General features: G+C 45.7%; 15 protein-coding genes and 1 tRNA gene. 11 read left to right on the top strand and 5 right to left on the bottom strand.

Annotated elements, in window-relative coordinates:
• Nucleotides 1–7: 7 nt before the first annotated feature.
• A complete protein-coding gene (locus G6R27_RS03705; RefSeq protein WP_213819739.1) occupies nucleotides 8–772 on the top strand; it encodes an ABC transporter permease in 765 nt (254 codons plus the stop codon).
• A 95-nt stretch (nucleotides 773–867) separates the two neighbouring features.
• Entirely contained in the window at nucleotides 868–1,170 is a 303-nt protein-coding gene (locus tag G6R27_RS03710; protein ID WP_213819740.1) for a kinase, read from the top strand.
• Nucleotides 1,171–1,221: 51 nt separating this feature from the next.
• Here the strand turns inward: G6R27_RS03710 and G6R27_RS03715 are convergent, their stop codons facing one another.
• From G6R27_RS03715 to G6R27_RS03730, 4 genes are all read right to left on the bottom strand, one after another.
• On the bottom strand, nucleotides 1,222–1,977 hold the full coding sequence (locus G6R27_RS03715) for an ABC transporter ATP-binding protein (RefSeq protein ID WP_213819741.1): 756 nt from the start codon (nucleotides 1,975–1,977) through the stop codon (nucleotides 1,222–1,224).
• Entirely contained in the window at nucleotides 1,970–2,869 is a 900-nt protein-coding gene (locus G6R27_RS03720) for an ABC transporter permease (RefSeq protein ID WP_213819742.1), read from the bottom strand. Before G6R27_RS03720 ends, G6R27_RS03715 begins: the two co-directional genes overlap by 8 nt.
• Nucleotides 2,869–3,867: a tryptophan ABC transporter substrate-binding protein gene (trpX, locus tag G6R27_RS03725; RefSeq protein WP_213819743.1), complete on the bottom strand. Its 999-nt coding sequence runs from the start codon at nucleotides 3,865–3,867 to the stop codon at nucleotides 2,869–2,871. The genes G6R27_RS03720 and trpX overlap by 1 nt, the downstream gene beginning before the upstream one ends.
• A 317-nt stretch (nucleotides 3,868–4,184) precedes the next feature.
• Nucleotides 4,185–4,787, bottom strand: coding sequence for a nitroreductase family protein (locus tag G6R27_RS03730; protein WP_213819744.1), 603 nt, complete (start codon nucleotides 4,785–4,787; stop codon nucleotides 4,185–4,187).
• Nucleotides 4,788–4,868: 81 nt separating this feature from the next.
• Here G6R27_RS03730 and G6R27_RS03735 point away from each other — a divergent pair, with 81 nt between their 5' ends.
• Genes G6R27_RS03735 through G6R27_RS03750 form a run of 4 tightly spaced genes read left to right on the top strand, consistent with a single transcriptional unit; the run spans nucleotide 4,869 to nucleotide 7,011 of the window.
• Nucleotides 4,869–5,333 carry an RrF2 family transcriptional regulator gene (locus G6R27_RS03735; RefSeq protein WP_213819745.1) on the top strand — a complete coding sequence of 155 codons (465 nt, stop codon included), beginning with the start codon at nucleotides 4,869–4,871 and terminating at the stop codon, nucleotides 5,331–5,333.
• Nucleotides 5,326–5,742, top strand: coding sequence for a fluoride efflux transporter FluC (locus tag G6R27_RS03740; protein ID WP_213819746.1), 417 nt, complete (start codon nucleotides 5,326–5,328; stop codon nucleotides 5,740–5,742). Before G6R27_RS03735 ends, G6R27_RS03740 begins: the two co-directional genes overlap by 8 nt.
• A complete protein-coding gene (locus G6R27_RS03745; RefSeq protein ID WP_213819747.1) occupies nucleotides 5,735–6,073 on the top strand; it encodes a fluoride efflux transporter FluC in 339 nt (112 codons plus the stop codon). The genes G6R27_RS03740 and G6R27_RS03745 overlap by 8 nt, the downstream gene beginning before the upstream one ends.
• Nucleotides 6,074–6,126: 53 nt before the next feature.
• On the top strand, nucleotides 6,127–7,011 hold the full coding sequence (locus G6R27_RS03750; RefSeq protein WP_213819748.1) for a DegV family protein: 885 nt from the start codon (nucleotides 6,127–6,129) through the stop codon (nucleotides 7,009–7,011).
• A gap of 43 nt (nucleotides 7,012–7,054) precedes the next feature.
• Here G6R27_RS03750 and G6R27_RS03755 read toward each other — a convergent pair whose 3' ends face one another.
• Nucleotides 7,055–7,399, bottom strand: coding sequence for an iron-sulfur cluster biosynthesis family protein (locus G6R27_RS03755; protein WP_213819749.1), 345 nt, complete (start codon nucleotides 7,397–7,399; stop codon nucleotides 7,055–7,057).
• A gap of 179 nt (nucleotides 7,400–7,578) precedes the next feature.
• On the opposite strand from G6R27_RS03755, the gene trhA reads away from it, so the two are divergent.
• The 5 genes from trhA to G6R27_RS03780 all read left to right on the top strand — a co-directional run bounded on the left by trhA (nucleotide 7,579) and on the right by G6R27_RS03780 (nucleotide 12,518).
• A complete protein-coding gene (gene trhA / locus G6R27_RS03760) occupies nucleotides 7,579–8,220 on the top strand; it encodes a PAQR family membrane homeostasis protein TrhA (protein WP_213819750.1) in 642 nt (213 codons plus the stop codon).
• 43 nt (nucleotides 8,221–8,263) lie between these two features.
• A complete protein-coding gene (locus G6R27_RS03765) occupies nucleotides 8,264–8,899 on the top strand; it encodes a carbonic anhydrase family protein (protein WP_213819751.1) in 636 nt (211 codons plus the stop codon).
• Between the two features lie 116 nt (nucleotides 8,900–9,015).
• The gene (locus tag G6R27_RS03770; RefSeq protein WP_213819752.1) at nucleotides 9,016–10,383 is read left to right on the top strand and encodes an MFS transporter; all 1,368 of its coding nucleotides are present in this window, start codon (nucleotides 9,016–9,018) and stop codon (nucleotides 10,381–10,383) included.
• Nucleotides 10,384–10,442: 59 nt separating this feature from the next.
• The gene (locus G6R27_RS03775; RefSeq protein ID WP_230791186.1) at nucleotides 10,443–12,368 is read left to right on the top strand and encodes a M13-type metalloendopeptidase; all 1,926 of its coding nucleotides are present in this window, start codon (nucleotides 10,443–10,445) and stop codon (nucleotides 12,366–12,368) included.
• 67 nt (nucleotides 12,369–12,435) lie between these two features.
• Nucleotides 12,436–12,518, top strand: a tRNA-Tyr gene (locus G6R27_RS03780).

Genomic DNA, 12,518 nt, shown 5'->3' on the forward strand with positions numbered 1-12,518 from the left:
AAATTCAATGCTTACCTTAATAAAACAAGAATGGATGAAGGCGCTGAAGCAAAATCGCTTCTACGTCTGGGCCATCATTGCCTTTTTGATGCCCATTGTGACATTAGTTTGGTTTATTCCAGCAGAAACACAAACCATTGGCTATATGGCGCTTGGCGGTGCAAAGATTGTTGTCGCCATCGCTGGGTCAGTGATTGCCGCTTTAACCTTTACCCAAGAGTTTAGTTATGGGACAATCCGCCCTTTGCTTTCGCGACAATACTCACGTTTTTTCATCTTTTTATCAAAGATTATCATGATTGTTTGCGAATACGTAATCGTTTTGCTTTCTGCTATTTTTGGAACCTTGATTGGTCGTTTCATCTTCCAAATGCTAAATGGCAAGAATGGAACGGAAATTGACTGGCAGCCATTCTTCTTTAGCCAAGTCATGGACGTCCTCATGACGCTCTTCTTCTTTGCCGTCGTGTTGTTAGTAGCGAATATGGTCAAATCTTCGGCAGCTGCCGTTTCACTCGGGATCGTGATGTCGGTTGCTACATCGATTATCGCGGCGCTGACGACTTTCTTGGTGCAGTTCTTTGAGCCATTGAAGTGGAACCCCTTTACCGTTGAATCGTTGTTGGCTAATTTCGACGGAACAACGGCGCATAATCAAGCCTTAGAACTTTATTTTGGGGCCAATATTTCGATCATTTGGGTGGTTTACTTACTCTACTTGGCCGCTATTTACGCGCTAACTTTCTTAATTTTCCAGCGACGCTCAGTCTAAATTGAAAAAAAGCAGACCGTTTGGTCTGCTTTTTTGTTGCGCTTTTGCTAGGTTTTGGGACTTTTTTTTGCTACAATCAGTTGAGGAGTTGCCACATGTCACGAGAAAAAAACGTCTTTAACGATAAACAGCGCATCTTACGCTTATATTCGATTCTGATTTCCAAGCAAGCGATGTCAGTCGATCAGATTGAAGACCTGTTTTTCGTTGGCCAAAAGACGGTTCAGCGAGATATTGCGGCGATCCGGGAGTTCCTTTTGGATCTACAACAGGGTGAAGACGTGCAGTCTGAGGTCGTCTACGATCGGAAGATGAAGAAGTATAAGATCACAGAACGTGACCACCTTTTTCAGGTCTTTGACAAAATCAACTCAGAGGAAAATCCCTTTGATTTTTAAAACAATTAAAAAGGACAACCATTGCTATGGTTGTCCTTTTTCTCTGCTCGATTAATGAACAAAATACGTTAATAAGTCCGCTTCGGTGAGCTTTTCTTTTTCGTTGTCTCGAACGTCTAAGACAATTTGTCCGGCGTTCAAAACAATCAAGCGGTTACCGTAAGTGAGCGCGTCCTTCAAATTGTGCGTGATCATCAAGGCAGTCAGCTGGTTGCCTTTTACCTGCTGGTTCGTGGCAGCCATCAGCTGGTCCGATGTTTTGGGATCCAAAGCCGCTGTGTGTTCGTCCAACAAAAGCAAGCCAGGCTTGACCCGGGTTGCCATCAAGAAGGAGAGGGCTTGGCGTTGACCGCCTGAAAGTGAGCCGGTGGCCGTTTGCAAGCGTTCTTCAAGGTTGTTGCCCATCGTTTTGGTCAGGTCATAGTAAGCAGCTAGCTTTTCTTTTGTCAGCTGACGGCTTTTAAGTGTCCGCTTGCTACCGCGTTTTTCTGCAAGCAAGAGGTTTTCAGCAACCGTCATGCGTGGGGCGGTTCCGAGCTTTGGATCCTGGAAGACCCGGGCAAGGAAAGAGGTTCGTTTGACAGCTGAAAGGTGGGAAATATCCTGCCCGTTATGTTCAAGCGATCCAGAAGTTAGGGGGAGGTCGCCAGAAATGACGTTGAAAAGCGTCGACTTACCAGCCCCGTTTGTTCCAAGGACCGTGATGAAGTCCTCTGGGTAGATATCCAAGTTTAAGTTGTTTAAGATCGTGGTACCGTTTGAAACCGTGACCGTTGCGTCTTTTAAAGAAAAAACTGGCTTAGTCATGTGCTTTACCTCCAAAGTGTAAGACTTTATCGAGCTTCAAGTACTTGCGAACCTGTGGCAGCATCATGGCCAAAGCTAAGATGATCGATGAAATCAGGTTCAGATCGTTGGTTGAGAAACCGAGCTGCAAAACAGCTAGCAGGACTAAACGGTAAATAATGGAACCAATCACAACAGCAATCAACCGTTGATTTAAGGAAAGATCCCCAAAGGCCACTTCACCAATGATGATCGATGCCAAAGCGATGACGATGATACCGATTCCCATGTTGATGTCGGCAAAGCCATTGTTTTGCGCGATGACTGCACCACCAAAGGCGATCAAAGCATTTGAGACCATCAGACCCATGATCGTCATTTGATCGGTCTTGATCCCAAAGGCCGCCGCCATGGTCTTGTTATCACCTGTTGCGATGAAGGCCTGTCCGAGTTCGGTTTGTAAAAACCAGATTAAGAAGGCCAAGATAATGGCAATGACAATCAAGCCAAGCACGACACCGTCGTAGTACTTTGGCAGGTCGGAAAGGAAGGGCAGGGAGAAAATCGTTTTTTGGTCCAGCAAGGAGATGTTGGCCGAACCCATGATTCGCAGGTTGATTGACAGGCAGGCGGTCATGACCAGGATTCCGGCTAAAAGGATGGGAATCTTGCCCTTCGTATAGAGAAGACCAGTCAGAAGACCAGCGATGGAACCGACCAAAAGAGCGGCGATTGTTGCCAAAAATGGATTGGTGCCGTGGGCAATCAAAGAAACGGCCGTTGAGGCACCAAGGGGGAAGGAACCTTCCACCGTCATATCCGCAAAGTTTAGGATACGGAAAGTCAGGTAGAGGGCGACCCCGAGGACAGCCCAGAGGATGCCCTGTGAGATGGAAGAAACGATAATAGACATTAGTAGGCCTCCTGATTTTCTTTAGCTTCCTTTACAATGGCATCGGGCAACCGGATGCCAAGGTCAGCAGCAGTTTGTAAGTTTACGGCATAGGTCCCTTTATCCACTGTTTGGACTGGCATGGTTTGGGCTTTTTCGCCCTTCAAAACCCGGGCAGCCATTTGACCAGCTTGGTAGCCAACTTGGTACTGAGATTGGGAATAGGTGATTAAGCCCCCATCCTTCACCATGGTGTCGTTGGATGGAATAACGGGGACGTTTTTGTCCTTTGCAGCAGCGACCAAGGTCTTCATGGCCGTTGCCACAGAGTTATCTTGAGGCGCATAGATGGCATCCACTTCCCCAGCCATTGTGGTGGCCACTTGAAGCATGTCATTTGTCGACGAGATGGTGTAGTTTTTGACCGTGTAGCCGGCTTTTTTCAAAGTCTTGGTCATTTGAGCTGCGTTGTAGGTACCGCCGGCATCCGATGTTGTTGAAATGATCCCGATGGTTTTAGCCTTTGGCAAAATATCCTTGAAGACTTGCGCTTGTTTGGCATAGGGTGAGTCACCGGATACGCCGGTGATGTTTTTTCCAGGCTGCTTGAGGCTATTGACTAGTTTTGCGCCAACAGGATTGGTAATTCCTGCCAATAGCGTCGACGTTTCATTTTTAGAAGCCTGTGCTAATGATAAAGCCGCAGGGGTGGCAATGCCGACATTCAAGTCCGTATCCTTGTTCACGAAGTCTTGTGCCATGGTTTTTAGATTGGCCTGGTTGGCTTGTGCGTTTTGATAGGAAATTTTTAGGTTTTTTCCTTCTGTAAAACCACCATCTTTTAGCCCTTGAACAACCCCTTGATGAATCTGATCCAAAGCGGGGTGCGTCACTAGCTGCAAGATTCCAACTGTTTTCGTTTGTTGTGATTTGGCATGGTTTCCTAATCCTTCGGTGAAGAAGGCAAAAACTAAGAAAGCACCAATCACTGAGGTCGCGATTAGTAAACGTTTATTCATCATCTATCTCCCTTTTTTACTGCACCCAGGAGGTTTTTTGGCATGAAAAAAGCCTGCCTGGGTGTTGTGTAATACCCAAACAGACTTTTAACCATTGAAAAGAAGCCGGTTGGGACAAAACTGTCGTTACAGCTTGTCCGTCAACCGAAAAGCTGCATTCCTACCGGCGCCACCATTGGCGATTCAATTGTGATTGGCATGCAGTCATGAAAATGCTCCTAAAGTATTAAAAGTTAACCTAAGCATACAAGAGTCACTTTACGCTGTCAAGAAAAATGAAAAAATAAAAAGAAAACCCGGAGGTTTTCTCAGAAAAATTACTTAAAATGCTTGAAACGAGCATCATCATCAGTATATGTCTTTTCAGCAGCAGGGGCTTTGATGGCGCCAAATGGCATTTCACCGCGCAACACCCAGTTTTCTGGAATGTGGAATTCTTGCTTTACCGCTTCGTCAATTAATGGGTTATAGTGTTGCAAAGAAGCACCAATACCGGCTTCAGCAAGGGCTAACCAAACGGCATAGAGGCTAATCCCAACCGCTTCTTCTGCCCAGTCATCAAAATTATCAGCGTAAAGAGGGGCTTGCTCTTTTAAGCCTTGCACAATCTTTTGGTCGGTGAAGTACAACACGGTACCATAACCGGATTGGAAGGCGCCCTTGATTTTTTGTGTGGTTTGTTCAAAGGCTTCCTCAGAAGAAGAAACCTTCGCCAATTCGTTTAAGGTCATGTCCCAGAGCTTGTCGTGAGCATCACCGGTTAAGACCACGGCCTGAACGGATTGTGAATTAAAAGCAGACGGCGTGTTTTTGATGGCTGTCTTGACTAATTGGAAGAGTTCGTCGTCGGTTTTTTCGATTTCTTTTGATAAAGCGTAGATGGATCGACGCTTTTCTTGTAGATCATTAAAATGGGTCATGGCAATTCCTCTTTTGTATTTTTATAAAGTACATATGTTATAGTATACTAGTACTAATAAAAATACAAGGGATTTTTAGAAATGAAACCTTCTTTAAAATTAACGAATGCCATTCATATCCTTCTATATATTGCCCGGGCGGATAATGAAACAAAATTTTCTTCAAAGGACATTGCGGCTTCCGTCAACACAAATCCATCAAGAATTCGCGCTTTAATGGCCGATATGATGGCCGCCGATATTATTAAGCGAGAAGGCGACCACTTTTCTCGTCCAATTCTTTCAAAACCGGCATCGGCCATTTCCATGGCAGCCATTTTGAAGGCAGTCGATCCTGATTCTTCTGTTTTTCCCCTGGACAACAAAGTCAATAATGACTGCCCAATTGCAAAACAAGTGAATCCGGTACTTTCTAGTTACTATGAAAGTCTAGATCAGAGCCTTTATCAGCAAATGGCGACAATTTCCTTGGAAGATATCTTAGAAGATGTCAATCAAATGGCAGGAGCAAAGCTTTGTGAGACAGGTGAAAAACAACATGTCTGAGGAAAAACTACCCGTCACGTTGCTCGCAGTCTTTTTAGGCGGTTGCTTGGGCGGCGCTTTTCGTTATTTGCTGGGGTTGCTGCCCGGAATCGGGGCTTGGCCTTTGGTGACGGTCTTCATTAACACGGTTGGAACCGGCTGTTTGGCCTCCTTGGCTGCCTATATGAAGCAAAGAAAGGATGGTCTGGCCTATGTTCAATCCTTTTTGGGGACCGGTCTTTTAGGCGGTTTTACGACTTTTGGTGCCTTGATTCTCGAATTGGATACGTTGTTCGTTAATCGATTGTTTAGTAGCTTTTTCCTCCTGTTGGCCGCTTCCTTACTTTTGGCTTTTTTTTCGATTTGGGTCGGAAAAAAAGTCGGTTACCTGCTGGCCAGAAAGACAACGGGAGGGCACAGACATGGTTAAACAGCTGCTTGTCGTGATGCTTGGGACGGGAATCGGGTCGGTTTTACGTTCTTTGATCTTGATGTTTTGGCCGAGTCAACGGACGGTATTGACCGGCGTTTTAGCGGTTAATTTGCTAGGTTCTTTTTTCCTAGGCGTCCTGTCATCCTTATCACTTGTCAAAGTCTTGACGCTCTTTTTAGAAACGGGCCTTTTGGGTGGTTTGACGACCTTTTCGTCCATGATGACTGAAAGTGAGCAGTTCGGCGCTTTTATGAAACAAGCCGGCTACTTAACTTTGCAGTTTGTATCGGGCTTTGCGGCCTTTGGAATCGGTTATCTGCTCTTTTAAGTGGTCGCCTTTTTCCTTATAATAACTATTGAAACATTTTTAGGAGAAGAATTATGTCAAAAATCGGGGTAATCGTCGATTCATCCGCTGCAATGCCGCAAGGTATTCGCAACTCGTATCATATTATTGAAGTCGCTATTCCTGTTTTGTTTGGCCAAGAAACTTTCTTGGGTGGACAAGATCTCACGTCAATCGAACAGCTTATTTCGTTAATGAATGAAAAGAAAGAATTGCCAACGACTTCACAGCCCTCGCCTGCTCAGTGGGAAAAAGCGTTGAACGAAGCCAAGGATGCCGGGTACGATCAAGCGATTATCGTGACCTTATCTTCTGGGATTTCTGGTGCTTTTCAGACAGCTAAATTAGTGGCAGCAGACTACGAAGGATTGGACCGGGTGGAAGTGGTTGATTCCAAGTTGGTCAACATGGCGCAAGCCGATCAAGCGTTGTTAGCTGCGAAGTTGGCCTCTGAGGGTCAGGCAATGGATGACATTTTGACCCAGCTTGCTGATTTCAAAACGCATTTAGGGGTTCGCTTTGTGGTGAATGACATTTCCCATTTGAAGCGCACAGGCCGCCTGTCTCGTGGGCAGGCCTTGATTGGTGGTTTGCTTAATATTAAGCCAATTTTGGACTTCGACATTGCAGGTGACGGTAAGATCGGCGCTGTTGGTAAGGTTCGGAAGATGTCTGGGGCCAAAGAAGAAATTCAAGGGGCTTTTGAGGATTATTTGTCCAAAGCCGATTTTCCAGTTCGGGCCTACATTGTCGACGGAAACAATCAAAAGCTTGGCGCCAAATGGCTGAAAGACTTTTCGGCTAAGTATCCGGCAGTTACCTTTGAACGGGCTGAAATGGATGCGGTCATTGGGGTGCATACTGGTGACGGCGCCATGGCGGTAATTTGGTCAAGGGATTATCAATCCTATGGAAAATAAGCGATAAAAAAGCAAAAAAAACAGCCCAACGGGCTGTTTTTTTTTAAAGTGTTTTAATGCCAAGGGCGGGATCCAAAACACCACCACGGCCAGAAAGAGTATAACGCAAGTACTTCTCATTCACATCGACCGTCATTTCTTCGTCCATTTGCTCTAATGAATATGGTTTTGCATGAATTGTGCCCATGTTGGAATCAAACGTTGCCCCAAATTCTGACAAATCGGTATCATTTGGAACAAAGAGTAAATTAAAGGAAAGCGCTAAGGTGCAGTTGGCTTCATTTGAGAATGGGCCAACCCCGTCATCAAAATCCAAAACGAGTTTCTTGTTGTCACCAGCAAGCTTTTCCAAACGTGCCTTGGCCTTATCAGTAAACGTTAACTTCATGTTCTGACCTCCTACGTGGTTTTTTCTAATTAAGAATACAAACTTAGTATAAACTTTCTAAAATAAATTGTCAATTGGTATAGTTTTAATATTTCAAAATGAAGCGTTTTTTTGCTTAATCTGAGAAACTAGGATAAACTGGTATCAAGCGATTTTAACCCCCTTTCGGAGGAAAGAACATGAAAAAACAGACAAAAGCTTATCAAATTGTCTATGAAGTATTAAATGCAGTCACCCATGGTTTGGGCTTTGTTTTGGCCATCATTGCCGCGGTTTTTTTAATTTTGAAAATCGCAAAGCAGCCATTGACGCCGTTAGAAATCGGCGCGGTAACCATTTACCTTTCATCAATCTCCTTGTTCTTGTTGGCCTCCACGCTTTTTCATGCCCTAGTCTTTACTAAGGCGGCTAAACTTTTTCAGTTTATGGATCATGCCGGGATATACTTGGTAATTCTTGGTTCGTATACACCGTATACCTGGCTTGTCTTGAAAGGACCTTTGGGTTGGGGGATCTGGACGGCCATTTTGTTGATGGCCATTGCTGGGTTGATCTATGACATTTTCTTTGTTGGACGCTGGCCTTGGGTTGCCGTAACCATCTATCTAGTCATGGGTTGGTTGATTATTTTGGTCATGCCCATTATTTGGGCAAGCCTTGCGCCAAGTGCCTTTTGGCTTTTGTTAGCAGGGGGGATTGTCTACTCATTAGGCACGATATTTTACCTGGTACCAAGCATCCCAATGGGGCATGTGTACTGGCATGTTTTTGTTCTGCTGGGCGCAGGACTCATGTACTTCTCGATCTATCAAACGATTTAAGACACGAAGTGAATCAAGCAAAAGCTGATTGGGGCCTCTTCTTATGGATAAATTAGATTATCAGGAACAGTCGGCCTGGCGCTACACGACAAAAGAAAGAGCGCAATCACCAATTGACGTCACTCAGTCGGCCATCCAAAAGGGCGAGGACTGGTCGGTTGATTGGTCTGGTTTGGGGAAAACGGCCGTTTTAAAAAAGAAGCCGGTCATTGGTGATCAGTTCTTTGCAACGGGACAGCTGAAGGTGAACGACCGTTCTTATGACCTTGTCCGCTTTCATTTGCACGACGGCGCAGAACATTACTTGTTTGGCAAAAAAGCGGCTGCGGAATTGCATTTGGTCTTTCAGCGGCCAGATGGCGGCACCTTGGTATTGGCGATTTTTTTGGAAAAAGATGAGGCGTCTGCTCTGCAGCTGGCACCGATTTTAAACGGAGAAGAGGCTTTTGTCGATTTACAGGACTTATTGCCTAAAAACATTCAAAAAGGATGGGCCTATCAAGGTACACTAACCACGCCACCTTTGAAAGAAGATGTCGCTTGGCTCCTTGTCGATGCGCCATTAGCCGTTCACCAAAGCGACTTGGCCTTTTTGAAAAAAAGTTATCCTGACAATCACCGAAAAGTGCAGCCACTAAACGGCCGAGCGGTTATCGAACACCGTCTTGTCGAAAGCTAAGAGGGCTTTTTGTTCTTGACGGAATTTCTAGAAAAAAGTACAGTTAGAGTGTTTTTGAAAAGAAACAGGACAACGCTTGTTGGCCCTGTTTTTATTTTTTGTTAAAGGAAGATCTAATGAAAGAAGCAACGTTAAAACGGGCCGCCCTGGTCGTGGCGGCCGCACTTTTTATGCAAATGCTGGATTCAACCATCGTGACCACGGCTTTGCCACAAATCGCCTTCGATCTGTCGGTTAGTCAGTCATCGGCCTCGCTCTTAGTGTCGGTCTACATGCTTTTTGCAGCCATCTTTATTCCACTGTCAGGTTGGTTGGCCAAAAAAATGAGTCGCAAAACGCTCTTTTTGATCGCCGTCATCGTCTTTACCATTTCATCGGTGGCCGTTGGCTTGGTTGATAACCTGACTTATATTTTGATCATGCGAGCCATCCAAGGGATGGCAGGTGCCATGATGATTCCGGTCGGCAAGCTGATCATTCTTGAAAACGTGGCTTCGAAAAATCTGTTGCAAATCCTCTCCTTTTTGATCTGGCCAGCCTTGATTGCACCAGCCATTGCACCTTTGCTTGGGGGTTGGGTTGTCTCAGCACTTTCCTGGCACTGGATTTTCTTTTTGAATTTTCCGATTGGTTTATCCATTTTGATTGCCGGGTACTTCTTAATTCACGATGAAAATCGAAAAGAAAACGTGTCCTTTGACTGGTTGGGCTTTCTTGAAGTAGCGGTTGCTGCTGGATTGATTCTCATTTCAGCCGAATTGCTTTCGAGGGGATTACAGTACTTGCTGGTCGGTGGGATTATGTTGCTACTGGGATTGCTCATGTCCGTTTTGGCCTTCTTTCACTTGTCTAAAGCTGACGAACCACTCTTTTCGCTGAATGCTTTATCGATCAAGTCCTTTCGCATTTACCAAACGGGTGGGTCGATTTTTTGGATGACGATTGGGGCCTTGCCATATCTGCTGACGCTTTTGCTTCAAGTTCCTTTCCACTGGTCGGCCATTGAGGCTGGAACCTATGTCATCTTCATCTTTTTGGGCAATCTGGCAATCAAGCCATTTACGACGCCGATCATCCGTTTTATGGGCTACAAGTACGCCTTGGCCTTGGCCCTTGGGTTGGCCACGATGTCGACTTTCTTAATGGCAGCCTTCAACATGGAAACGGTGAAAGTTTGGATTGCGACGGTCGCTTTTGTTTCCGGTGTTGGCCGTTCACTTGCGCTGACATCTTATAATTCTTTGGCCTTTGCTGAACTGTCGAAAGAAGAAAAGAACGCGGCCAACACCCTCCAGTCGGTGATGCAGATGTTGTCGCAAGCCTTTGGTGTCGGCTTTGTGGCCACTTTGGTTGCGCTTTTTTCACAAGTTGTCGTGATTTCTTTGGCCTATCAGCTGACCCTGTTCTTGGTTGGACTCCTGTCGCTTTACCCTCTTTTTGAAGTGTTGACTTTGCCAAAAAACGTTGGTGAAAAAACCTTATAAATCCGATAAAGTCCGCGATGCGGACTTTTTTATTGCAAAAAAATGAGGAATACAGGATAATGACGTTAAGTAAAGGACAAGAAAAGGGGATCACAATGGCGAAAAGCAGAATGCAAGATGATTTTTACGACGCAGTCAATGGGGACTGGATCGAACAAGCAACCATTCCCGCAGATCGGCCCGTAACCGGCGGTTTCTACGACCTTGTCGAAGGAATCGAAAAGGAAGAACGGCGTGTTGTAAAAGCGATTGAAGAGGGAAAAGAGCAAGCGCCCGATGCGTTGACGGAGTTTGTCAAAATGCATCAGCTTACTAAGGATTGGACCTCTCGTGCGGCAAGTCAAAAGCAAGCAGTTCGTGATTTTTTGGCCCCCTTATTTGCTCTGGATTCGTTTGAAGCATTACAAAATCAGGAAGCCGCTTTGATCAAAGCGGGCTATACAACGATTTTGGCCCCAACGGTTAGCCCGGATTCGAAAAACACGAGTCGTAATGAATTGTGGCTCGGCAATCCGGATTTGATTTTGCCAGATACGACGTCGTATAAGGACGCAAAACAAAAGGATGCACTGTTAGCTACCTGGGCAGCCATGGTTCGTGAATTGTTGGTTCACTTGGATTTTGACGCTGAAAGTGAACGTTTGGTCGAACAAGCGATGCGCTTTGATCAATTGCTGGCTGATCGGCAATCCTCTTCAGAAGAGCTGTCCGATTCATGGAAAAATTACCATCCAATGACTTTGGAAAAAGCGGAAGAAGCACTGCCGGAAGTGACGTTGAAAAAGACGCTGGCCAGTCTTTTGGGCGAAGAGCCGGACAAGGTGATCATCTATGATGGCGCTTTCTTTAAGTCAGCGCATGAGGTCTACACGAAAACGAATTTCGAAGCCATCAAGGGGTGGTTAATTGTTGAAAATTTGCTTGATGTGGCAGGGCTCTTAGGAAACCAAACGCGGGTCATTGCCGGTCAATATAGTCGGGCATTGTCGGGGACCAAAGAAGCTGCTAATCCTGAAAAGTCCGCCTTTCGTCAAGCGCGTGCCTTCTTCAGCCAGGCGGTTGGTAAGTGGTATGGCGAAAAGTATTTTGGGCCAAAAGCCAAAAAAGATGTTGAAACAATGGTACAAGAGTTGATTCAGGTCTATGAGCGTCGCTTCGACCAGATTGATTGGCTATCTGACGAGACCCGGGCCAAAGCCAAGGTGAAGTTGCATGCTTTGGGTGTTAAGGTTGGCTATCCGGAAAAGTTGCCGGAATATTTGGCCAAGCGCAAGGTCGACGAACAAGCTAGCTTGCTTGAAAATGTCCAGCGCTTTTCAAAAGAAACGGTTGCCGAACACTTTTCAAAGTGGGGAAAAGAGCCGGACAAGGAGCGCTGGGGAATGCCGGCTGATATGGTTAACGCTTATTATTCACCCGATTTCAATCACATTGTTTTTCCTGCGGCCATTTTGCAGGCGCCCTTCTATGATTTGAAGCAGTCGCCAAGTCAAAATTTCGGCGGTATCGGAACGGTGATTGCCCACGAAATCACGCATGCTTTTGATACGAATGGTGCCCGCTTTGATGAGAAAGGAAACCTGAAAGAATGGTGGACTAAAGCGGATTTTGACCACTTTGAGAAAAAGACTGAAGCGGTCATTCAGGCTTTCGATGGGGTGGATTCTGCCGGCGCTAAAGTAAATGGGCACCTGACCGTTTCCGAAAACGTGGCGGATCTTGGTGGGGTTTCGGCTGCGCTTGCTGCGACAAAGGCTGGTGATGATGCTAACATCAAGGCCTTTTTTGAGAACTTTGCCACGCTTTGGCGGCAAAAGGCTGAGCCCGAGTATTTGGCTTTGCTGGCCACAATCGATGTCCACGCTCCTGCTAAATTACGGACGAACGTGACGGTCAAGAACTTTGATGACTTTGCCAAGTACTTTGATGTCAAAGAAGGAGACGGCATGTATTTGGCACCGGAAAAGCGCATTCAAATCTGGTAAAAAAATTCCATAAAAAACTTGTCAGACAACAGCTTTCTTGTTACTATAGAGAAGTTGTTTAAGACATGGGGGTGTAGCGAAGTCTGGCTAAACGCGACGGACTGTAACTCCGTTCCTTCGGGTTCGTAGGTTCGAATCCTACCGCCCCCA

The sequence above is a fragment of the Fructobacillus papyriferae genome, from assembly GCF_018437225.1.
In the GTDB taxonomy this organism is placed as follows: Bacteria; Bacillota; Bacilli; order Lactobacillales; family Lactobacillaceae; genus Fructobacillus; species Fructobacillus papyriferae.

What these genes read in the sequence shown, in the direction of transcription:
- G6R27_RS03750 (WP_213819748.1), top strand. Translation starts at nt 6,127, where the DNA reads ATGTCAAAAATCGGGGTAATCGTCGATTCATCCGCTGCAATGCCGCAA.
- trhA (WP_213819750.1), top strand. Translation starts at nt 7,579, where the DNA reads ATGAAAAAACAGACAAAAGCTTATCAAATTGTCTATGAAGTATTAAAT.
- G6R27_RS03770 (WP_213819752.1), top strand. Translation starts at nt 9,016, where the DNA reads ATGAAAGAAGCAACGTTAAAACGGGCCGCCCTGGTCGTGGCGGCCGCA.
- trpX (WP_213819743.1), bottom strand. Translation starts at nt 3,867, where the DNA reads ATGAATAAACGTTTACTAATCGCGACCTCAGTGATTGGTGCTTTCTTA.
- G6R27_RS03735 (WP_213819745.1), top strand. Translation starts at nt 4,869, where the DNA reads ATGAAACCTTCTTTAAAATTAACGAATGCCATTCATATCCTTCTATAT.
- G6R27_RS03705 (WP_213819739.1), top strand. Translation starts at nt 8, where the DNA reads ATGCTTACCTTAATAAAACAAGAATGGATGAAGGCGCTGAAGCAAAAT.
- G6R27_RS03775 (WP_230791186.1), top strand. Translation starts at nt 10,443, where the DNA reads ATGACGTTAAGTAAAGGACAAGAAAAGGGGATCACAATGGCGAAAAGC.
- G6R27_RS03740 (WP_213819746.1), top strand. Translation starts at nt 5,326, where the DNA reads ATGTCTGAGGAAAAACTACCCGTCACGTTGCTCGCAGTCTTTTTAGGC.
- G6R27_RS03765 (WP_213819751.1), top strand. Translation starts at nt 8,264, where the DNA reads ATGGATAAATTAGATTATCAGGAACAGTCGGCCTGGCGCTACACGACA.
- G6R27_RS03755 (WP_213819749.1), bottom strand. Translation starts at nt 7,399, where the DNA reads ATGAAGTTAACGTTTACTGATAAGGCCAAGGCACGTTTGGAAAAGCTT.
- G6R27_RS03730 (WP_213819744.1), bottom strand. Translation starts at nt 4,787, where the DNA reads ATGACCCATTTTAATGATCTACAAGAAAAGCGTCGATCCATCTACGCT.
- G6R27_RS03710 (WP_213819740.1), top strand. Translation starts at nt 868, where the DNA reads ATGTCACGAGAAAAAAACGTCTTTAACGATAAACAGCGCATCTTACGC.
- G6R27_RS03720 (WP_213819742.1), bottom strand. Translation starts at nt 2,869, where the DNA reads ATGTCTATTATCGTTTCTTCCATCTCACAGGGCATCCTCTGGGCTGTC.
- G6R27_RS03715 (WP_213819741.1), bottom strand. Translation starts at nt 1,977, where the DNA reads ATGACTAAGCCAGTTTTTTCTTTAAAAGACGCAACGGTCACGGTTTCA.
- G6R27_RS03745 (WP_213819747.1), top strand. Translation starts at nt 5,735, where the DNA reads ATGGTTAAACAGCTGCTTGTCGTGATGCTTGGGACGGGAATCGGGTCG.